Annotated in this window: 19 protein-coding genes and 1 pseudogene; 4 read left to right on the top strand and 16 right to left on the bottom strand. The window is 64.3% G+C overall.

Going from position 1 to position 18,483, the window contains the following annotated elements; genetic code table 11:
• Window positions 1-53 precede the first annotated feature (53 nt).
• The 7 genes from xth to tesB all read right to left on the bottom strand — a co-directional run bounded on the left by xth (window position 54) and on the right by tesB (window position 8,305).
• Window positions 54-860 carry an exodeoxyribonuclease III gene (xth, locus tag FJ414_RS19975; protein ID WP_140646061.1) on the bottom strand — a complete coding sequence of 269 codons (807 nt, stop codon included), beginning with the start codon at window positions 858-860 and terminating at the stop codon, window positions 54-56.
• A 137-nt stretch (window positions 861-997) separates the two neighbouring features.
• Entirely contained in the window at window positions 998-1,666 is a 669-nt protein-coding gene (locus tag FJ414_RS19970) for an outer membrane lipoprotein carrier protein LolA (protein ID WP_140646060.1), read from the bottom strand.
• A gap of 378 nt (window positions 1,667-2,044) precedes the next feature.
• A complete protein-coding gene (locus tag FJ414_RS19965; RefSeq protein WP_140646059.1) occupies window positions 2,045-4,720 on the bottom strand; it encodes a DNA translocase FtsK in 2,676 nt (891 codons plus the stop codon).
• 209 nt (window positions 4,721-4,929) lie between these two features.
• Window positions 4,930-5,205: a hypothetical protein gene (locus tag FJ414_RS19960; protein ID WP_140646058.1), complete on the bottom strand. Its 276-nt coding sequence runs from the start codon at window positions 5,203-5,205 to the stop codon at window positions 4,930-4,932.
• A 265-nt stretch (window positions 5,206-5,470) separates the two neighbouring features.
• Complete coding sequence (locus FJ414_RS19955) at window positions 5,471-6,760, bottom strand: ammonium transporter (protein WP_281405341.1); 1,290 nt, start codon at window positions 6,758-6,760, stop codon at window positions 5,471-5,473.
• A gap of 94 nt (window positions 6,761-6,854) precedes the next feature.
• The gene (locus FJ414_RS19950; protein ID WP_006327120.1) at window positions 6,855-7,193 is read right to left on the bottom strand and encodes a P-II family nitrogen regulator; all 339 of its coding nucleotides are present in this window, start codon (window positions 7,191-7,193) and stop codon (window positions 6,855-6,857) included.
• Between the two features lie 248 nt (window positions 7,194-7,441).
• Window positions 7,442-8,305 carry an acyl-CoA thioesterase II gene (gene tesB / locus FJ414_RS19945; protein WP_140646056.1) on the bottom strand — a complete coding sequence of 288 codons (864 nt, stop codon included), beginning with the start codon at window positions 8,303-8,305 and terminating at the stop codon, window positions 7,442-7,444.
• Window positions 8,306-8,408: 103 nt separating this feature from the next.
• Between tesB and FJ414_RS19940 the strand changes: the two genes are divergently transcribed.
• Window positions 8,409-9,686, top strand: coding sequence for a ubiquinone biosynthesis hydroxylase (locus FJ414_RS19940; RefSeq protein ID WP_140646106.1), 1,278 nt, complete (start codon window positions 8,409-8,411; stop codon window positions 9,684-9,686).
• A 201-nt stretch (window positions 9,687-9,887) separates the two neighbouring features.
• Here FJ414_RS19940 and FJ414_RS19935 read toward each other — a convergent pair whose 3' ends face one another.
• The 3 genes from FJ414_RS19935 to FJ414_RS19925 form a co-directional block, all read right to left on the bottom strand.
• Window positions 9,888-10,418 (bottom strand): hypothetical protein, encoded by a 531-nt coding sequence (locus tag FJ414_RS19935; protein ID WP_140646055.1) that lies wholly within the window; start codon window positions 10,416-10,418, stop codon window positions 9,888-9,890.
• A gap of 139 nt (window positions 10,419-10,557) precedes the next feature.
• Entirely contained in the window at window positions 10,558-10,914 is a 357-nt protein-coding gene (locus tag FJ414_RS19930; protein WP_140646054.1) for a YciI family protein, read from the bottom strand.
• Window positions 10,911-11,129 carry a hypothetical protein gene (locus FJ414_RS19925; RefSeq protein ID WP_140646053.1) on the bottom strand — a complete coding sequence of 73 codons (219 nt, stop codon included), beginning with the start codon at window positions 11,127-11,129 and terminating at the stop codon, window positions 10,911-10,913. Before FJ414_RS19925 ends, FJ414_RS19930 begins: the two co-directional genes overlap by 4 nt.
• A 213-nt stretch (window positions 11,130-11,342) precedes the next feature.
• Between FJ414_RS19925 and FJ414_RS19920 the strand changes: the two genes are divergently transcribed.
• Window positions 11,343-11,768 (top strand): OsmC family protein, encoded by a 426-nt coding sequence (locus tag FJ414_RS19920; RefSeq protein ID WP_140646052.1) that lies wholly within the window; start codon window positions 11,343-11,345, stop codon window positions 11,766-11,768.
• 27 nt (window positions 11,769-11,795) lie between these two features.
• Here FJ414_RS19920 and FJ414_RS19915 read toward each other — a convergent pair whose 3' ends face one another.
• Entirely contained in the window at window positions 11,796-12,761 is a 966-nt protein-coding gene (locus tag FJ414_RS19915; protein ID WP_140646051.1) for an AraC family transcriptional regulator, read from the bottom strand.
• A 396-nt stretch (window positions 12,762-13,157) separates the two neighbouring features.
• On the opposite strand from FJ414_RS19915, the gene FJ414_RS19905 reads away from it, so the two are divergent.
• Both FJ414_RS19905 and FJ414_RS19900 read left to right on the top strand, forming a co-directional pair.
• The gene (locus FJ414_RS19905; protein WP_140646049.1) at window positions 13,158-13,568 is read left to right on the top strand and encodes a hypothetical protein; all 411 of its coding nucleotides are present in this window, start codon (window positions 13,158-13,160) and stop codon (window positions 13,566-13,568) included.
• The gene (locus tag FJ414_RS19900; RefSeq protein WP_140646048.1) at window positions 13,562-14,107 is read left to right on the top strand and encodes a hypothetical protein; all 546 of its coding nucleotides are present in this window, start codon (window positions 13,562-13,564) and stop codon (window positions 14,105-14,107) included. The genes FJ414_RS19905 and FJ414_RS19900 overlap by 7 nt, the downstream gene beginning before the upstream one ends.
• Window positions 14,108-14,119: 12 nt before the next feature.
• Here the strand turns inward: FJ414_RS19900 and FJ414_RS19895 are convergent, their stop codons facing one another.
• From FJ414_RS19895 to sdhA, 5 genes and pseudogenes are all read right to left on the bottom strand, one after another.
• A complete protein-coding gene (locus FJ414_RS19895) occupies window positions 14,120-14,752 on the bottom strand; it encodes a DUF480 domain-containing protein (RefSeq protein ID WP_140646047.1) in 633 nt (210 codons plus the stop codon).
• 235 nt (window positions 14,753-14,987) lie between these two features.
• Window positions 14,988-15,767, bottom strand: a complete 780-nt coding sequence (locus FJ414_RS19885) for a succinate dehydrogenase iron-sulfur subunit (RefSeq protein WP_140646046.1) — start codon at window positions 15,765-15,767, stop codon at window positions 14,988-14,990.
• Window positions 15,767-15,847: pseudogene (locus tag FJ414_RS32115) on the bottom strand (DUF3052 domain-containing protein); the annotation flags it as partial. The gene FJ414_RS19885 and the pseudogene FJ414_RS32115, both read right to left, overlap by 1 nt.
• 26 nt (window positions 15,848-15,873) lie before the next feature.
• Complete coding sequence (locus FJ414_RS19875) at window positions 15,874-16,638, bottom strand: suppressor of fused domain protein (protein WP_140646045.1); 765 nt, start codon at window positions 16,636-16,638, stop codon at window positions 15,874-15,876.
• Window positions 16,639-16,645: 7 nt separating this feature from the next.
• Window positions 16,646-18,481: a succinate dehydrogenase flavoprotein subunit gene (gene sdhA / locus FJ414_RS19870; protein ID WP_140646044.1), complete on the bottom strand. Its 1,836-nt coding sequence runs from the start codon at window positions 18,479-18,481 to the stop codon at window positions 16,646-16,648.
• Window positions 18,482-18,483: the final 2 nt, after the last annotated feature.

The raw sequence follows: 18,483 nt of genomic DNA, 5'->3' as shown, positions 1-18,483 counted from the left end.
CTCCGCCCTAGAATGACGACCGCAAAGGCAGGCGCCCCTCCCGCCGTCCCACGCTAATCCAGATCGAACCGTGCAATAACCGGCACATGATCGGACGGCTTCTCCCAGCCGCGCGCCGCCTGCAGGATCTCGTAGCCGGTGAAGCTCGGCACCAGATTGGCTGACGACCACACGTGATCGAGCCTGCGCCCCCTGTTGGAGGCTTCCCAGTCCTTCGCGCGGTAGCTCCACCAGGTGTAGAGTTTCTGCTCGGCGGGCACGTTGAGCCGCATCAGGTCAACCCAACCGCCGGCCTCGCGCATCGCCTCGAAATTTGTCGTCTCGACCGGCGTATGGCTGACGACGTTGAGCAATTGCTTGTGCGACCAGACGTCATGCTCCTGCGGCGCGATGTTCAGGTCGCCGACCAGGATCGACGCGGATAGCTCGTCCTGGCTCGCCGGCATGGCGTTCATCTCATGGACGAAATCGAGCTTGTGCCTGAATTTGCGGTTGATCTCCGGGTCCGGCTCGTCGCCGCCGGCCGGCACGTAGAAATTGTGCACCAGCACCGACTTGCCGCCCGCCTGCACCCTGACCGACAGATGCCGGCTGTCGTCGATCTCGCAGAACCGCCGCTTTTCGACCAGCTCGATAGGACGGCGGGCAACGGTAGCGACGCCGTGATAGCCTTTCTGGCCGTGGAACAGGATGTGCTCGTAGCCCGCCTTGCGGAAGGCTTTTTCCGGGAACAGCTCGTCGGGAACCTTGGTCTCCTGCAAGCACAGCACGTCGGGCGCGTGCTCTTTCAGGAGCCGCTCGACGATCGGCATGCGCAGGCGCACGGAGTTAATGTTCCAGGTGGCGATGGTGAAGGGCATGCGGCGGAGTCCAGGACGGCGAAAGTCGCCGCACTAGTGCCAGCCAAGCGCGACAAAAACAAGCTAAGCGACAACGGCCGGGTCAGCGCTGCCCCTCTTTGCTCTGCGGGGCATCTCTCCTCGTAAACGGGGAGAACTTATCTGGTTTTCGTATTCAGCTCGCGGTTCGCGGTATAGTCGATGGCAAACGTGTCCGGCGGGAAGCTGACGCCTTCCTTGGTGTTGAAGATCATCACCGTGGTGTCCTTGCCTTGAGCATCGGTGATCGTCCACTGGCGCAGATCATAGGTCTTCGGGTCGAACATCATGGTGATCATCGCATTGCCGAAGACCGACTTGTCGGAAAGCTTGATGGTGGTCAGGTCGTCCTCTTCCTTGATGGCCTTGACGCGCCCGCCGGAGAGATCGATCCGGTCGTCGAGCAGCAGCTTCAGCGGCGTCTTCGACAGCGGATAGAGGTCGGAGGTGTTGAGCTTCTTGTTGAGGATCACCACCGACTTGCCGTCGGAGATGACGCGGAAGTTCGAGGATCCGTCATAGTTGAAGCGGATCTTGCCCGGGCGTTCGAGGAAAAACTTGCCGCCGGTCTGCTCGCCTTTCGGGCCGAACTGGACGAACTCGCCGCTCATCGACTTCACCGAGGAGAAATGGTCGGCGATCTTCTGCGCCGCCGGCGGCACGGCGGCCTGCGCCGCGGCCACGAGCTGGTAGCCCGGCACGAGGTTGAGAGCGGCGGCTCCGCCAAGCATCAGGCCGAGGCCGAGGACCTGGCGGCGGGTGATGGCGAATTCTGTCTGGGTCTTCATGCCGGTCGCTTCCTGTGATTCGTGTCGTCGCAGTTTCTGGACTCCCACTAGGGCTTAAGTTTGGCGGGTGCGCGACAGGTCCGTCGGATATGCGCGGGCGACAGCCCATCGCACAAACGCACAAGGTGATTTCAAGTTGCTTGCTGACCCGTTTCGGCGTCTCGCCGGGCCAGGGTTTGTCGAGATTCAGGTCAGGCCGAGACGAAAATGGTGACTTCCGAGAACCGGCCTACGCCGACCGTAGCCTTCATAGAGCGGAGACACTTATGAGAGCTTCGGCCGGCGAAGGCCGGAGCGGAGCGTACTTTTCGTACGTGAGCACCGGAAGCGCAGGAAGCCGCCATTTGCAGGCCGGCCTCACCTGAATCTCGACAAACCCTAGAACTTGTCCTCTTCGGTTGGCACCAGTATTTCGCGTTTGCCGGCATGGTTGGCCGCGCCGACAATGCCTTCCTTCTCCATCTTCTCGATGATCGAGGCGGCGCGGTTGTAGCCGATGCCGAGCCTGCGCTGGATGTAGCTGGTCGAGGCCTTGCCGTCGCGCAGCACCACCGCCACGGCCTGGTCGTAAGGATCGTCGGAATCCTCGAAATTGCCGCCGCCACCGCCGCCGGAGCCGCCCTTGCCCGACGGACCGTCCTCGTCGTCTTCCTCGTCATCCTCGGTGATGGCGTCGAGATATTCCGGCACGCCCTGCAGCTTCAGATGCCCGACGACCTTCTCGACCTCGTCGTCCGACACGAACGGGCCGTGCACGCGCTGGATGCGGCCGCCGCCGGCCATGTAGAGCATGTCGCCCATGCCGAGCAGCTGCTCGGCGCCCTGCTCGCCAAGGATAGTGCGGCTGTCGATCTTCGACGTCACCTGGAAGGATATGCGGGTCGGGAAATTGGCCTTGATGGTGCCGGTGATGACGTCGACGGACGGGCGCTGTGTCGCCATGATGACATGGATGCCGGCCGCGCGCGCCATCTGCGCCAGGCGCTGCACCGCGCCCTCGATATCCTTGCCGGCCACCATCATCAGGTCGGCCATCTCGTCGATGATGACCACGATATAGGGCATCGGCTCGAGATCGAGATCCTCGGTCTCGTAGATCGCCTCGCCGGTCTGGCGGTCGAAGCCGGTCTGCACCGTGCGCGAGATCTTTTCGCCCTTCTTCTCGGCCTGTTGGACGCGCGCGTTGAAGCCGTCGATGTTGCGCACGCCGACCTTGGACATCTTGCGATAGCGGTCCTCCATCTCGCGCACCGTCCATTTCAGCGCGACGACCGCCTTCTTGGGATCGGTGACGACCGGCGTAAGCAGATGCGGGATGCCGTCATAGACCGAGAGTTCGAGCATCTTCGGGTCGATCATGATCAGCCGGCATTCCTGCGGCGTCAGCCTGTAGAGCAGCGAAAGGATCATGGTGTTGATGGCGACCGACTTGCCGGAGCCGGTGGTGCCGGCGACCAGCACGTGCGGCATCTTGGCGATGTCGACGATGACCGCCTCGCCATTGATGGTCTTGCCCAGCGCCAGCGCGAGCTTCGCCTTGGTCGTTTCGAAATCGCGGCTGGCCATGATCTCTCTGAGATAGACCGTCTCGCGCTTGGCGTTGGGCAGCTCGATGCCGATGGCGTTGCGGCCGGGCACGACGGCGACGCGGCAGGCGATCGCGCTCATCGAGCGGGCGATATCGTCGGAAAGGCCGATGACGCGCGAGGACTTGATACCGGGCGCCGGCTCCAGTTCGTAGAGCGTGACGACGGGACCGGGGCGGACATGGATGATCTCGCCCTTGACGCCGAAATCCTCCAGCACGCCTTCGAGCAGGCGCGCGTTCTGCTCCAGCGCGTCCTTCGACAGGCTTGGATCCTTGGCGACGTTCTTCGGCTCGGACAGGAAATGCAGCGACGGCATCTCGAACGTATCAGAACCGATCAGCGAGGTCTGCGCCTCGCGCTGGACGCGCGCGCCCGGCACCGGTCGCGCCGCCGCCGCGGCGACGCGGGTGGCGGCATCGGAGCGGAAATTCTGCACCTTGGCGCCTGCGCCGCGCCGCTGGGCGGGCACTTCGTCGTCGAAATCGTCGAGGTAGACGTCTTCGTCCTGTTCGTCGTCGAAGATATCCTGGTCGGCCGGATCGACTGAAACGCTTCGGTCATTGACCATGGCGGCGAAGAATTCCGGCTCGACGCGGGCGCGGCCGCCGGGGCTCATGCGGGCTTCGGCGAACTCGGCCGATTCGACCCGCTCGGCGGCGCGCCGCCAGGCGCTGGCCTTGGGCTCCATCGGCGGTTCGAATTCGTCGCGCTCCCGCCTGCGGCGCTCGGCGCGGCGATGCAGGAAGGCGCGGAACGACAGCCACCAATGGGTGATGGCGCCGAGCGCCAGTATTCCTTCGTCGCCCTCGTCCTCATCCTCGTCGAACAGCATCTCGTCCTGCTCGCGCGGATCGGGCCGGGCGGCGCGCTCCATGACGGCAAAGCCGTTCTTGCGCGCGATCAGCGCCGAGCCATAGGCGAACAGCCACAACATCGGCGCTGCGAGGATGACCGCTATGATGCTGGCGAACAGGCCTTTCGGATAACCGCCGACCGCGATGCCCGGGATTTTCAGCACCATGTCGCCGAACACGCCGCCGAGCCCGGTCGGCAGCGGCCAGGTGTTTGGCGGCGTCACGCAGCCGGCGATGGCCGCGGCAGTGAGCGCAAAGCCGAACCACGCGAAGCCGCGCTTCGGCAATTTGTCGACGCCGCGCGCGGAAAACAGAAGGAAGCCCCAGATCACCGCCGGCACCAGCCCGGCGACGGCGGCAAGGCCGAAGAACTGCATGGCGAGGTCGGAGAACACCGCGCCGGCATAGCCCATGGCGTTGGTGACGACATTGCTGGTGGCGTGCGAGAAGCTCGGATCGGCGACGTTCCATGTGGCCAAGGCCGCGATGCCGAAGGCGGTGAACAGGAACAGCCCGGCGCCGACCAGCCGCCCGACCTGGCGCCGCGCGAATGCCTGGATGCCGTGCCCCGTATCGGTCAGCGCGAGCGGTGCTGAGGCGCCTGAACGCATGCTCTTCCCCGTGATCGTTGCCTGGCCGGGCGCATGGCGCATTCCGGCAGATTCGAACGCCAGACTATCGGGGGGAAGGTTAAGGCCGCATTAACCATGGCCCTTTACCGGGCCTCGGCTCGAACAAAGATGGCAGGCCTCGCGGCCCGCCACCCTGTGCCGTGAAACGACGAAGCGATCGGGCCCTAACGGACCCGACCTGCCGCAAATCACCTGTTGCCGGCGTAGGTTACCAGATTGCCGCAGAACTCGGCGTGAGGCTTGCTCATCGCCGCGTCCTGGCATTCCTTCATCATCATGTCCTGCTTGTCCTTGGGCATCGCCGCCCAGGCTGCTTTGAAGTCGGCCTCGGACTTCATCGTCTTCATGCTGGAATCGGTGAAGAACGGGGCCATGTTGGCCGGCTCATCGAGAGCACCGGCAAGTGCAACGCCGCTGATCATCGAAAGAGCCATTGCTCCCAGGAAGATGTTCTTGAAGTTCATCGGTTGGTTCCTTCCCTCTTGTTTGGCAGGCGCCTGGATGACGCTCCGCTTTCCCATTACGGAATCTGGAGGGTCGATGTTTCACATGGGCTCGATCAAGTGAATGTGATCGAAGCTTCGCCCGGCAGGCGTCGAACAAAAAAGAGGCCCGGAAGGTTGTTCCGGGCCTCAAGGCGTGAGCCCCTTTTGGGAGCGTCACGACGGGATCTTGGGAGGAATTCGGGCCGGCGGGAGGAGGATCCGCCGGCCCCTGACGAAGACGGCCTTACGGCACCACTTCGCCGTGCTGGGTGACGTCGAGGCCTTCCACCTCTTCCTGGGTCGACGGACGCAGGCCGACCAGGGCCTTGACGATGTAGAGGATCACGAAGGTGGCGATCGCCGTCCACAGGATGGTGAAGACGATGCCGTAGAGCTGCTTGCCCACCGAAGCGTCCTTGCCAAGGGCGTTGATGGCCGGATCGGCCAGCGCGCCGGTGAGCAGGGCGCCGACGATACCGCCGATGCCATGCACGCCGAAGGCATCGAGCGAGTCGTCATAGCCGAGCGCATGCTTGAGCTTGACCGCCGAGAGGTAGCAGACCACGCCGGCGATGATGCCGACGATGAAGGCGCCGGTCGGGTTGACGAAGCCGGAAGCCGGCGTCACCGCGACGAGGCCGGCGACGGCGCCCGAGATGATGCCGAGAACCGAAGGCTTCTTGGCGACGATCCATTCGGCGAACATCCAGGCCAGCGCCGCGGCGGCGGTGGCGACCTGCGTGTTCATCATGGCGGCACCCGCGAGGCCGTCTGCGGCGAGTTCCGAACCGGCGTTGAAGCCGAACCAGCCGACCCACAGCAGCGAGGCGCCGATGACGGAATAGACCAGGTTGTGCGGCGCCATGTTGGTGGTGCCGTAGCCTTCGCGCTTTCCAAGAACCAGCGCGCAGACCAGGCCCGCGACACCGGCGTTGATATGGACGACCGTGCCGCCGGCGAAGTCGAGCACGCCGGCCGCGCCAAGGAAGCCGCCGCCCCACACCCAGTGCGCGATCGGCGCATAGACGAAGACCAGCCACAAGCCCATGAAGATTAGCAGCGCGGAGAATTTCATACGCTCGGCGAAGGCGCCGGCGATCAGCGCCGGCGTGATGATGGCGAAGGTCATCTGGAACATCGAGAAGACGAACTCGGGGATGTTCGAGACACCCGGCAGCCAAAGCGTCGAGACGGTGATGCCATGGTGGAAGAACCGCGAGAAGCCGCCGATATAAGCATTCAAGCTGGCGGATTCATTGGTCGTGAAGGCCAGCGAATAGCCGAACATGAACCACAGCACGGTCACCAGGCAGGTGATGGCGAAGCTCTGCATGATGGTGGCGAGCACGTTCTTCTTACGCACCATGCCGCCGTAGAACAGCGCCAGGCCCGGGATGGTCATCATCAGCACCAGCGCCGTCGAGGTGAGCATCCAGGCGGTGTTGCCGGTGTCGAGCGCCGGTGCCGGCGCGGCGGGCGCCGCGGCGGTGGCTGCCGGGGCGGCTTCCTGCGCGATGGCGGCGACGGTGCTCATGGCCACGAGCGCGAGCGAAGCGGCCGCGCGTCCCGTCGTCTTCAAGGTGGAAGGAATATTCATTGAACTCTCCGTTGGAATGGATGGTCGCCGCTTAGAGCGCGTCGGTGTCTGTTTCGCCGGTGCGGATGCGTACCGCCTGGTCGATGCCGAAGACGAAGATCTTGCCGTCGCCGATCTGACCGGTCTTGGCGGCCGCGGTGATGGCTTCGACGGCCTTGTCGACCATGTCGGCGCCGACGGCGACCTCGATCTTGATCTTGGGCAGGAAGCTGACCGCGTATTCCGCGCCGCGATAGATTTCCGTATGCCCCTTCTGACGCCCGTAGCCTTTGACCTCGGTGACGGTCAGGCCCTGGATGCCGACGGCGGTGAGCGCTTCGCGCACCTCGTCGAGCTTGAACGGCTTGATGATTGCCATCACGATTTTCATAAGGTTTCACCCTTTGCTGTTGCGGTCCCCCGCGTTTGCACACCTTCACCGATCCCGAGGAGAGCCGGAGAGTGTCCCATAGGATTCAAGCTCCGTGCCAGTTGCCGAAGCAGGGTGTTAACCTGTTGTAAACAAACAGAATGGGCGGCCGGTGCACATCATTCGCGCACAGGCATGGCGGAGCCATTGCCTATAAAATAGGCATAAAATCAAAAAAGCGCGTTTAGCAGGCAGACTTTGAAGTCGGCTCAGCGTTTGAGCCGGATGAGGCCTTCCTGGGCGACCGAGGCGATCAGTGTTCCATCCCGCGCGAACAGCGAGCCGCGGGTGAAGCCGCGCGACCCTTGGGTCGACGGACTGTCCTGGTTGTAGAGGATCCAGTCGTCCAGCGAATGGCTGCGGTGGAACCACATGGCGTGGTCGAGGCTGGCGGCCTGGATGTCGCGGTCGAAGATGGCGCGGCCATGCGCGAAGGTCGAGGTGTCGAGCAGCGTCATGTCGGAGAGGTAGGCGAGCACGGCCGCCTGCGTCGCGCGGTTTTCCGGCACCGGGCCGGTGGTGCGGATCCAGATGTTCTGCTGCGGCTCCAGCTTCTCGCGGCTCGTGTAGTGCTTCAGCATCACCGGCTTCATCTCGATCGGCCGGTCGCGCTCCCAGTAGCGCCTGATGCCTTCCGGAACCGCCTCGCCGAACTTGCCGAGCAGCTCGCGCTGGGTGAGCAGCGTGTCGGGCGCCGGCACGTCGCGCGGCATCGGCAGCTGGTGCTCGAGCCCGACCTCGTCCTGCTGGAAGGAAGCCTCCAGCGAGAAGATCGCCTGGCCATGCTGGATCGCAACGACCCGGCGCGTGGTGAAGGAGCCGCCGTCGCGGATGCGGTCGACCTCGTAGACGATCGGCAGCTTGGTGTCGCCCGGCCGCATGAAATAACCGTGCAGCGAATGCACGTGACGCTCCGGCTCGACGGTGCGCTGCGCGGCGACCAGCGCCTGGGCGATGGTCTGGCCGCCGAACACGCGCTGCCAGTCGACCTTGGGGCTGCGACCACGATACAGATTGTGTTCGAGCTGTTCGAGGTCGAGAATGTCGAGAAGCTCGTCCATGGCCGCTGTCATGTTTGAAATCCTTCGAGGATGTGCCATGGCCGGTTTCGGACAGGACGTGCGGGCAGTCAAGGCCGCAGACCGCAGCCGACCGAAGCCGCGAAAGGATGATGCCATGGTCGACCGCAAGCCGAATGCAGCAGACACCAATGGAAAGCGCGAAGCGCCGCTCGACGTGCTCATCGCCGGCGCAGGCTATGTCGGCCTCACGGCGGCCGTGTCGCTGAAGCAGGCGCGGCCGGGCCTCGCCATCGCCATCGTCGATGCCGCCCCCGCCGGCGTCTGGCAGAAAGACGGCCGCGCCTCGGCCATTGCCGCGGCCGCCAGCCGCATGCTGCAACTGCTCGGCGTCTGGGAAGAGATCGCGCCGGAAGCGCAGGCGATCACTGAAATGATCATCACCGATTCGCGCGCCGCCGACCCGGTGCGTCCGGTGTTCCTGACCTTCGACGGCGAGGTGGCGCCCGGCGAGCCTTTCGCCCACATGGTCGCCAACCGCGACCTGAACGGCGCGCTGCGCCGCCGCGCCGAAAAGCTCGGCATCGACATCATCGAAGGCATGGCGGTCAGCGCCTTCGATGTGAACGGCGCCGGCATCACTGTGCACCTGGCCGACGGCGCGACGCTGAAGGCGCGGCTGCTGATCGCCGCAGACGGCGTCAACTCCAGGCTGCGCGACATGGCCGGCATCAAGACCGTCAAATGGGAATACGGCCAGTCCGGCATCGTCTGCACGGTGGCGCATGAGCGTCCGCACAATGGCCGCGCCGAGGAGCATTTCCTGCCGGCCGGCCCGTTCGCGACGCTGCCGCTGAAGCCGGACAAGGATGGCACCAACCGCTCGTCGATCGTCTGGGTCGAGCGCACGCAAGATGCCAAGGCGCTGGTCGACGGCGACGAGTTCGTCTTCGAGCACGATCTGGAGCAGCGCTTCGGCCTGAAGCTCGGCGAGATCCGAGTCGCCGACAAGCCGCGCGCCTGGCCGCTCGGCCTGACGCTCGCCCGCGCCTTTGTCGCGCCGCGCTTCGCGCTGGCCGGCGACGCCGCGCACGGCATCCACCCGATCGCCGGCCAGGGCCTCAATCTGGGTTTCAAGGATGTCGCGGCGCTCGCCGAAGTCGTGGTCGAGGCCGACCGGCTCGGCCAGGATATCGGCGCGCTCGACGTGCTCGAGCGCTACCAGCAATGGCGCCGCTTCGACACGCTGCAGATGGGCGTCACCACCGACGTTTTGAATCGGCTGTTCTCCAACGACCTCGGCCCGCTGCGCGCCGTACGCGATCTCGGCCTCGGGCTGGTCGAGCGCATGCCGAGGCTGAAAGAATTCTTCATCCGCCAGGCTTCGGGGCTGTCCGGCGAAACCCCACGACTGTTGAAGGGCGAGGCGATCTGAGCGTTTGCCGATTGGCCTAGGCCTTCGACATAGAATGACGAGGCGGGAGGCGTTTCGGCCAATCGTGAAGGCAGGCGATCCGGCCGCCGCAGCTTCGGCTTAATGCATGTCGCGCAAAAGTGACCTCGGTTTTGCGACAACGACATGCATCAAGCAACGACCTAAAGCGCGTCGCCTGAATCCGCTTCAGCGCGACGCGCTTTAGTTCACTTCGAAGCCCAGCTTCTGCCGCAACCTCAGCATCCGCTGGTCGGCGATCTTGAGGCTCTGCCCGCCGCCCTGCGCGACCCGGTCCAGCATCCTGAGCAGATCGTCCCGCTCATGCGGATCGAGGCGTTCGCGCAGGAACGGCGCCAGCTTGTCGATGACGAGCGTCGTGTCGTCGATCTGAGAAGCCGCCCATTTGGCGTAGACGACCGCCTCGTCGGTCTTCTTCGCATTCTCGGCGATCCGCGCGATCACCTCGCGGATGACCGCCTCGCGCTGCGGCAGGACCGGGCCGTGCTCCGAGACGATCGCGGTGATCAGCGTCGCCGCCGCCACCACCGGATCGTCGATCGCCGTCAGCGGCGAGAGCGCGGCCTGGTTGCGCAATTTGTTGCGGCGGATGTTGCCCTGGACGCGTCCGACGACATCGGCGACCTCGCGCGCGGCGTCGCTCATATATTTCAGCCGGTACCACCAGATGGCGGCCGCTCCGAGCAGGCCGAGGATGGCGATCAGGAAAGGCATGCCGAATTCCCCCGAAATCGCGGCGACAATAAGAGAAGCGCGGCCCTGCTTCAACACGCAACGGTTGCGACAGGTGAAGAAACGCTGAAGATATGATCGCGCAAGGGACAGCGCCAACCGCGCCGGATCCATACCAGGCTTATGACCCCGGTATGTCGTAGATCGCCCTGACCTCGACGGTGCCGAACTCGGCCAGCGGAACGCGGTCGGCGATCGCCAGCGCTTCGTCGAGATCCGCCGCCTCGACCATGAGGAAACCCAGCAGCTGCTCCTTGGTTTCGGCGAAGGGGCCGTCGGTCACCAGCCGTTTGCCTTGGCGCCGCCTGAGCGACTTCGACATCTTCACCGGTTGCAGCGCCTGCGCGACGATCAGCTTACCTTGCCGGTCGAGCTCCCTGTCATAGGCGAGCGAATCGGCATCGAGCTTGGCCGATTCCCGCGGGGTAAGCGCGAAGAGGTCCTTTTCCTCGCCATAGACCAGCAGGACATATTTCATTTCGAGCTTCCTTTCGTTGATGATTTATAGGAGGCGACGGTGTCGGTCTTGCTTGCCGTCGCCGCATGGTCGAGCAGGCACGCCGCGACGCCGATGATGGCGATGGCCGCCGCCAGCCGGCCGAAGCCGGGCGCCGGCGGATCCAGCCAGAACTCTTCGAGTCGCCGGCCTTTTCGCCCCGGCCGTCCCCAAATCGCAAGAAACAGATTGTCCATCCTAACCTCCATCGGCCGCGAATGGCCGCCCGCAGGACGGTCGGGCAGACGGGAAGTCGACATTTTTGCACGCGCTTTTTTGGAGAATTTCGAAGCGCGTCGCGCGACCTCAATCATACCAGGCCATGGATGGTCTTCCGGCCCGCTCGCGCTATAGTCACAGGGAACGCCGGCGCCTGCCGGCGAGAACCCCGACAGACCAGGAGGAATTTCATGGACCGCACCGCAAACGCCGTCTGGAAAGGCAATCTGAAAGAGGGCAAGGGCACGCTCGACACCCAGAGCGGCACCTTGAAGGGCACGCCCTATTCGTTCAAGGCGCGTTTCGAGGACGAGAGCGGCAAGTCCGGCACCAATCCGGAAGAGCTGATCGCCGCCGCCCATGCCGGCTGCTACGCCATGCAGCTTTCGCATTTTTTGGCCGAGAACGGCACCCCGGCCACCGAGCTCGACGCCAAGGCGGTGGTGACGCTGGTGCCCGGCACCGGCATCACCGGCAGCGCCATCACCCTGGTCGGCAAGGTGCCGGGCATCGACGCGGCGAAATTCAAGGAGCTGGCCGAGAAGGCCAAGGCCGAATGCCCGGTGTCGAAGGCGCTAGGCGCGATCAAGGTGTCGTTGGACGCGAAATTGGGGTGAGACGGGAAACGGCGTCGCCCTCGGCAGTCAACCCTTGAGAGCGGCGGCACGGACATCCGACGGCGTCGCGTCATAGCGGCGCCGGAACGCCCGGTTGAAATAGGAGAGGTCGTTGAAGCCGGCCTCGAACGCGATCGCGGTGATGCTGCGCCCGGCGTTGCGCGGGTCGGAGAGCATGCGATGCGCGTGCAGCAGCCGCTGGCGCAGCATGAACTCCGACAAAGACGTGCCGTCGCTTTCGAACAACTTGCGCACATAGCGCGTGGAAAGCCGGTGGCGCCTGGCGACATCCTCGGCCGAAAGGTCGCCGCCTCTGGCGATGATGTCTGCCTTGATGGCACGCAGCCGCGCCACTCGTACGCCGCGCCCGCGCGCGATTTCCACCGCGTCCCTCGTCCCGCCGATGGCAAGCGCCGCCAGATCGAAGATATGCGTTGCCGCCACATGCAGCTCTTCCGGGCTGAGCCCGTCGCCCGCATCCTGGACCGAATGGACATAGTCGATCAGCAGCCGCATCGCTCCGGTGCCGGTCGGTAGCGGCCGCATCAGCGCGATCGCGGGATCGCCGATCAGCGGCGAAAGCTGTTTGAGGGAAAAGCTCATATTGACGAAGCGGATGCCGCCCGGCTGGATGACGTTGAGGCCGACTTCTTCACCGCTCATCATCAGCGCGTGGCCGCCGCCGACCGGCTCCTCACGGCCGCGATGCTTCATCACGCTTGCGCCGTCCAGTGCCGCGAGCAGGACAAGATCGTCGCTGTCGATCAGCGTCGTCGAATGATAGACCCGGAATGCCGAGCAGGTGCCCGTAGCGATGCCCAGCCCCGGCAGCGCGCGCACCCGCATATCGACATGCGTCGGGTCGAGCGGATCGAGATCGACCTTCAGCACCGTGCGGCCATAGACCTCGCGCATGACCTCGACACGATCCCGCTCCGGGACCATGTCCGTGACCAGCCTGAACGAAGCCGACGGCCCCCTTGCCGCAGTCATCGGCACCCCCTGCCTCTGACGGATGGCCCGCGGGACCATCGCCAATTTTGGAGCCCGGTTCCCGCTGTGGACGAACCGGCTCCAGAGGCGCGCTGATATGCGCCGAGGTTCCCGAAACGTCAATACAGGGCCGTTTTGGCCGCTTTAAGGGCCGCCTCGTCCAAGCTGCCCCTCGCCGGCCTCGCCTAGTTTGCGGCGCGCTTCGGCAAAGCCGGCAGCGCATTCGGAAACGATCGAAGGGGGTTCGATGTATCACCTGCAACTGTTCAAGACGCTGTCTCATTTGTCGTCAGCCGGCTTCAATCCTCGCGTCTACCTTTTGTCTCTCGCGCTCGGCAAAGGCGCAGCCGACCATCGCGACCTGAAACTGCCGCCTCGCCTTGGCGAGCGCCGGCCATGACCGCGAGACCTGTCTTTCCGATATCGTCGCTTGTCGGCCTTTTCGTTCTCGCCGGCTGCACAAGCCCTCAGGGGGCCGGCCTTGCGATGGGCGCGGTCGGCGCCATGGCCGGCGGCGGGTTGAACCCGCTTTCGGCGGCGATCGGCCTCGGCACCATGGCGGCCGCCGATTCCGCGGCCGCGTCGCAGGCGGGTGTCATCACACCGCAGGAGCAGGCCAAATATGCCGGCATGTCCTGCGCGGAATTGCGTCAACTGACGGCAAACTATGCGGCGGCTCAAGGCGCGCGCCCAGCGGCAAAGAAATATGGCGGCATGGCGCCTGCCGGCAAGATGGCCATCGCCAACCAGGTCATCTCCACCCGGCTCACCTATCTGAAACAGCTTGTGGCGAGCAAAGGATGCTGACCGGCCTTTCGCGTTTGGGGCGGGCGAGGCTTGTTGGCCTGGCTGCGCTGGCGGGATCGTTGGCCTTGGCAGCCACCGACGGCTTCGGCCAGGGAAGCGGGCCGGCGACCCGCTCGCATCGCGGCCCGATACCGGTGGCGCTCGTAGGCCAGTGGAGTTTTGCGGCCGCAACCGGCCAGTATTGCGACCCGCTCGGCGATTGCGCGCCGGGAAGCGGCGGCAGCATCACCTTCACATTCGGCGTCGGCGGTCGTGCCGAATACAGCCTGTTTCAGTCCTCACTGGTCGAAGGCTGCGGTCAGGTTCAGTCGCTGAGGTCTATGACCGGCACGGCAAGAGTGGACGGTTCCACGCTGGTGCTTACGCCGAGATCGGGAACCTACAAATCGTTCAATGGCTGCCGGCCGGACCTCACCGGAAACTGGAAACTTGGCGCTGAAGACCTGAAGCCGGTTTCGTTCAGCTGGCAATTGGACGAAGGGGAACTGCAGCTCGTCGACCCTACGGGCGAGGCCAGCGGCATCTACAACAGGAGGTGATACGCCGGGTTGTTATCCGGCGCCCAGCGCGTCGATCTTCGTGCGCAATGCCGCGACCTCTTCCTCGAGCGCCTTCACGCGCGCTTCGAGATCGCTATCCGAAGCTGACGCTGCCGCCTGCCAGGGCGCCGCCATCGCTGCCGCTTCCGCCGGCCCGCTCAGCAGATGAACATAGCGCTCCTCGCGCTGCCCGGGCGCGCGTTCGAGCAATTGGATCAGCGGCGGCCGGCGGCCGATCATCAGGTCGAGATTGTCGCGCAACTCCTCGATCGAGGCAAAGCGCGCCATGCGCTCCGAGCGCGCCAGCAATTCATGCGCGGTCTGCGCGCCGCGCAGCAGCAGGAGGCCGATCACCGCGATCTGCGGCGTGGTCAGCGAAAAGCGCTGCGCCATCAGATGCTCGTAGCGCTCGACCCGCGAGGCGAAGGCCTGGCGCACCAGCCCTTTCTGCTCGAGCGTGCTCAGCGCCCGCCGCACCTCGGTCAATTCCAGCGCCATCACCGGCTCGCGCGCCGTCTTCTGGTTGGCGGCCTGGTGCGCGCCGTTGAGCGTCAGCGGATAGACATCCGGCGTCAGCTCCTTCTTCTCGATCAGCGAGCCGAGGACACGGGCTTCGACGGGGGACAGGGTCGGAAGATCGGTCATGGGCTGCAATCCTTTCTTGCGCCGGCGGGACAGCGCCCCCCTCTGTCCTGCCGGACATCTCCCCCACAAGGGGGGAGATCAGCAGCTTCGTCAACAGCGCTTATTCTTCGACGGCAGCGATTGGCGAAAGCCGCGGTGACAGCCAATCTCCCCCCTTGTGGGGGAGATGTCCGGCAGGACAGAGGGGGGCGCGAAGGATCGCTGCCTTCAAAGCACCGCGAGCGAATTCGCCCGACTAGACCCTTCTCTCCACCATCATCTTCTTGATCTCGGCGATCGCCTTGGCGGGATTGAGTCCCTTCGGGCAGGTCTGCGCGCAGTTCATGATGGTGTGGCAGCGATAGAGCCGGAACGGGTCTTCCAGATTGTCGAGCCGCTCGCCTGTCGCCTCGTCGCGGCTGTCGATCAGCCAGCGATAGGCCTGCAATAGGGTGGCCGGGCCGAGATAACGATCGCCGTTCCACCAGTAGCTCGGGCACGACGTCGAGCAGCAAGCGCACAGGATGCACTCGTAGAGCCCGTCGAGCTTCTCGCGGTCCTCGTGGCTCTGCAGCCATTCCTTGGCGGGCGTCGGCGAGACCGTCTGCAGCCAGGGCTGGATCGAAGCGTGCTGGGCATAGAAATTGGTGAGGTCAGGCACCAGGTCCTTGATCACAGCCATGTGCGGCAGCGGATAGACCTTCACCGCGCCCGAAATGTCCTCGGCGCCCTTGGTGCAGGCCAGCGTGTTCGAGCCGTCGATATTCATGGCGCAGGAACCGCAGATGCCTTCGCGGCAGGAGCGGCGCAAGGTCAGCGTCGGGTCGATCTTGTTCTTGATCCACAACAGCGCGTCGAGAACCATCGGCCCGCAATCGTCCATGTCGACGAAATAGGTGTCCATGCGCGGGTTCTCGTCGTCGTCCGGCGACCAGCGGTAGATGCGGTATTCGCGCAGGTTCGTGGCGCCTTCCGGCTTCGGCCAGGTCTTGCCTTGCTGGACCTTCGAATTCCTGGGAAGCGTGAGTTCGACCATTACTTGCGGTCCTTTCGGATGACGAGCTTCAGCCCGGACCAGATTTCGTTCACGGCGGCGACCTTGACGTCGACGAGGTTGTTCACAAAGATTAGCGGAGTTGTCATCAGAAAAGCCCTAGGTAGCGCTTCCGCTTGACAGCGCTTGGTCTGCCTGCATCCAACACATCGGAAACACCTGCGGTGTCGAGCGCAATAATCAGAGCCTCGACACCCTTATTCAACTTCAGCGTCATCTCATCTGCGTGTAGCGGGACGACGGCAAAGAAATTAACCTTAGTGCCATCGGCCGCGCGGAGGATATCTCTCTTGTCGGGCCAACTCGGTGGACGGAGAAGAATTACGCCGGACATTTTGGTGTTCTCGGCGTAAGGCTCCGGCGGACCGTCTTGCGACGCAACAGTATGCGAACTCCATATCCAGCTTCCATAGTCGTGAGGCATCCGGGCGAGCGACTTCATCAAGCGGATGGGCCAGTATTTATTCGGGTCAGCGAGTTGGTTTTCGGGGATCATTCCGTTTTCCCCAGCAGCAAACCATGACGCCGGGAGCGTGAAAACCAGTTCGGCTCGTTCATAATCCTCGCGGGGGTGGAGATTGCCCGGAACATTCATCGGGAGATCGCTCATTCCGCTCGTTACAAGAGTCCAGTTATTCCTCACCTCGTTTGGTGGAAACACGAGTATATCAAGATGCACTTTATCGGAGATGATTTCGTGGAAAACACCCGCTTGTTCGCCCAGGAATTCTCCAAGAAATCCTTGGATTTCTTCCAGGTAGACGGCGACATCTGTCGGGCCTCGAAACTCCGTTCTCACACCAGTGTAGTCGTACACTGAAGTTCCGTTGGGTAATTTCGACAGCTTTATCATTGCCGCGTCAGTACACCCTGGCCTTCGGCGCGATCTTGGCCAGGCTGATGCCGCCGTCCTTTTCCGCCAGCAGCGGCTCGGTGTGCACCGGCCGGTAGGTCAGCGTCACCTTGCCGTCTTCGCTCAGATGAGCCAGCGTATGCTTACGCCAGTTGGCGTCGTCGCGCTTGTCGAAATCCTCACGCGCGTGCGCGCCCCGGCTCTCCTTGCGCGCCTCGGCGCCGTAGACTGTGGTGATGGCGTTGGCCATCAGGTTTTCCAGCTCCAGCGTCTCGACGAGGTCGGAATTCCAGATCATCGAGCGGTCGGTGACCTTGATGTCCTTGAGCTCGCCCCAGAGTTCCGAAATGCGCTTGCAGCCGTTCTCGAGCGATTCCTGCGTGCGGAACACGGCGGCGTCTTCCTGCATGGCGCGCTGCATTCTCTCGCGCAGCACCGCCGTCGGCGTCGAGCCGTTGGCGTGGCGCAGCCTGTCGAAGCGCTCCATGATCTTTTCGACCGAAGCTTCGTTGGGCGATGGGATCGCCGACTTGCGGTCGATCACCTGGCCGGCGCGGATGGCCGCCGCGCGGCCGAACACGACGAGGTCGATCAGCGAGTTCGAGCCGAGCCGGTTGGCACCATGCACCGAAGCGCAGCCGGCCTCGCCGACGGCCATCAGGCCGGGCGACACGCGGTCGGGATGCTCGGCCGTCGGGTTGAGCACCTCGCCCCAGTAATTGGTCGGCACGCCGCCCATATTGTAGTGGACCGTCGGCAGCACCGGGATCGGCTCCTTGGTGAGGTCGACGCCGGCAAAGATCTTGGCCGATTCCGAGATGCCCGGCAGCCGCTCGTGCAGCACGGCCGGATCGAGATGGTCGAGATGCAGGAAGATGTGGTCCTTGTTCTTGCCGACGCCGCGGCCCTCGCGGATCTCCAGCGTCATGCAGCGCGAGACGACGTCGCGCGAGGCGAGGTCCTTGGCAGACGGCGCGTAGCGCTCCATGAAGCGCTCGCCCTCGGAATTGACGAGATAGCCGCCTTCGCCGCGCGCGCCCTCGGTGATCAGGCAGCCGGCGCCGTAGATGCCGGTCGGATGGAACTGCACGAACTCCATGTCCTGCAGCGGCAGCCCGGCCCTGGCTGCCATGCCGCCGCCGTCGCCGGTGCAGGTATGCGCCGAGGTGGCGGAGAAATAGGCTCGCCCATAGCCGCCGGTCGCCAGCACCACCATCTTGGCCGAGAAGCGGTGGATGGTGCCGTCATCGAGGTTCCAGGCGACGACGCCGGTGCAGGTGCCGTCCGGCTCCATGATCAGGTCGAGCGCGAAATACTCGATGAAGAACTGCGCGTTGTTCTTCAGCGACTGGCCGTAGAGCGTATGCAGGATGGCGTGGCCGGTGCGGTCGGCGGCAGCACAGGTGCGCTGCACCGGCGGACCGTCGCCATAGTTCATCATGTGGCCGCCGAACGGCCGCTGGTAGATCTTGCCTTCCTCGGTGCGCGAGAACGGCACGCCGTAATGCTCGAGCTCGTAGACGGCGGCCGGCGCCTCGCGCACCATATATTCCATGGCGTCGACATCGCCCAGCCAGTCCGAGCCCTTGACGGTGTCGTACATGTGCCACTGCCAGGAATCGGGACCCATGTTGGACAGCGAGGCGGCGATGCCGCCTTGCGCGGCCACCGTGTGCGAACGCGTCGGAAACACTTTGGTGATGCAGGCGGTGCGCAGCCCCTGCTCGGCCATGCCGAGCGTGGCGCGCAGGCCGGCGCCGCCGGCGCCGACGATCACGACGTCGAATTTATGGTCGACAAAAGTGTAGGCGGAAGCCGTGTTGGCTGTATTTGCGTTGGCCAAGA

Origin of the sequence: Mesorhizobium sp. B3-1-6 (assembly GCF_006439555.1) — a bacterium.
Lineage (GTDB): Bacteria > Pseudomonadota > Alphaproteobacteria > Rhizobiales > Rhizobiaceae > Mesorhizobium.
Note: the sequence above shows the minus strand (reverse complement) of the source record. Positions and strands in the feature narration are given on the sequence as shown.

Excerpts from the sequence above, each read along its gene's own strand:
- xth (WP_140646061.1), bottom strand. The coding sequence starts at position 860 with ATGCCCTTCACCATCGCCACCTGGAACATTAACTCCGTGCGCCTGCGC.
- FJ414_RS19970 (WP_140646060.1), bottom strand. The coding sequence starts at position 1,666 with ATGAAGACCCAGACAGAATTCGCCATCACCCGCCGCCAGGTCCTCGGC.
- FJ414_RS19965 (WP_140646059.1), bottom strand. The coding sequence starts at position 4,720 with ATGCGTTCAGGCGCCTCAGCACCGCTCGCGCTGACCGATACGGGGCAC.
- FJ414_RS19960 (WP_140646058.1), bottom strand. The coding sequence starts at position 5,205 with ATGAACTTCAAGAACATCTTCCTGGGAGCAATGGCTCTTTCGATGATC.
- FJ414_RS19955 (WP_281405341.1), bottom strand. The coding sequence starts at position 6,760 with ATGAGCACCGTCGCCGCCATCGCGCAGGAAGCCGCCCCGGCAGCCACC.
- FJ414_RS19950 (WP_006327120.1), bottom strand. The coding sequence starts at position 7,193 with ATGAAAATCGTGATGGCAATCATCAAGCCGTTCAAGCTCGACGAGGTG.
- tesB (WP_140646056.1), bottom strand. The coding sequence starts at position 8,305 with ATGACAGCGGCCATGGACGAGCTTCTCGACATTCTCGACCTCGAACAG.
- FJ414_RS19940 (WP_140646106.1), top strand. The coding sequence starts at position 8,409 with ATGGTCGACCGCAAGCCGAATGCAGCAGACACCAATGGAAAGCGCGAA.
- FJ414_RS19935 (WP_140646055.1), bottom strand. The coding sequence starts at position 10,418 with ATGCCTTTCCTGATCGCCATCCTCGGCCTGCTCGGAGCGGCCGCCATC.
- FJ414_RS19930 (WP_140646054.1), bottom strand. The coding sequence starts at position 10,914 with ATGAAATATGTCCTGCTGGTCTATGGCGAGGAAAAGGACCTCTTCGCG.
- FJ414_RS19925 (WP_140646053.1), bottom strand. The coding sequence starts at position 11,129 with ATGGACAATCTGTTTCTTGCGATTTGGGGACGGCCGGGGCGAAAAGGC.
- FJ414_RS19920 (WP_140646052.1), top strand. The coding sequence starts at position 11,343 with ATGGACCGCACCGCAAACGCCGTCTGGAAAGGCAATCTGAAAGAGGGC.
- FJ414_RS19915 (WP_140646051.1), bottom strand. The coding sequence starts at position 12,761 with ATGACTGCGGCAAGGGGGCCGTCGGCTTCGTTCAGGCTGGTCACGGAC.
- FJ414_RS19905 (WP_140646049.1), top strand. The coding sequence starts at position 13,158 with ATGACCGCGAGACCTGTCTTTCCGATATCGTCGCTTGTCGGCCTTTTC.
- FJ414_RS19900 (WP_140646048.1), top strand. The coding sequence starts at position 13,562 with ATGCTGACCGGCCTTTCGCGTTTGGGGCGGGCGAGGCTTGTTGGCCTG.
- FJ414_RS19895 (WP_140646047.1), bottom strand. The coding sequence starts at position 14,752 with ATGACCGATCTTCCGACCCTGTCCCCCGTCGAAGCCCGTGTCCTCGGC.
- FJ414_RS19885 (WP_140646046.1), bottom strand. The coding sequence starts at position 15,767 with ATGGTCGAACTCACGCTTCCCAGGAATTCGAAGGTCCAGCAAGGCAAG.
- FJ414_RS19875 (WP_140646045.1), bottom strand. The coding sequence starts at position 16,638 with ATGATAAAGCTGTCGAAATTACCCAACGGAACTTCAGTGTACGACTAC.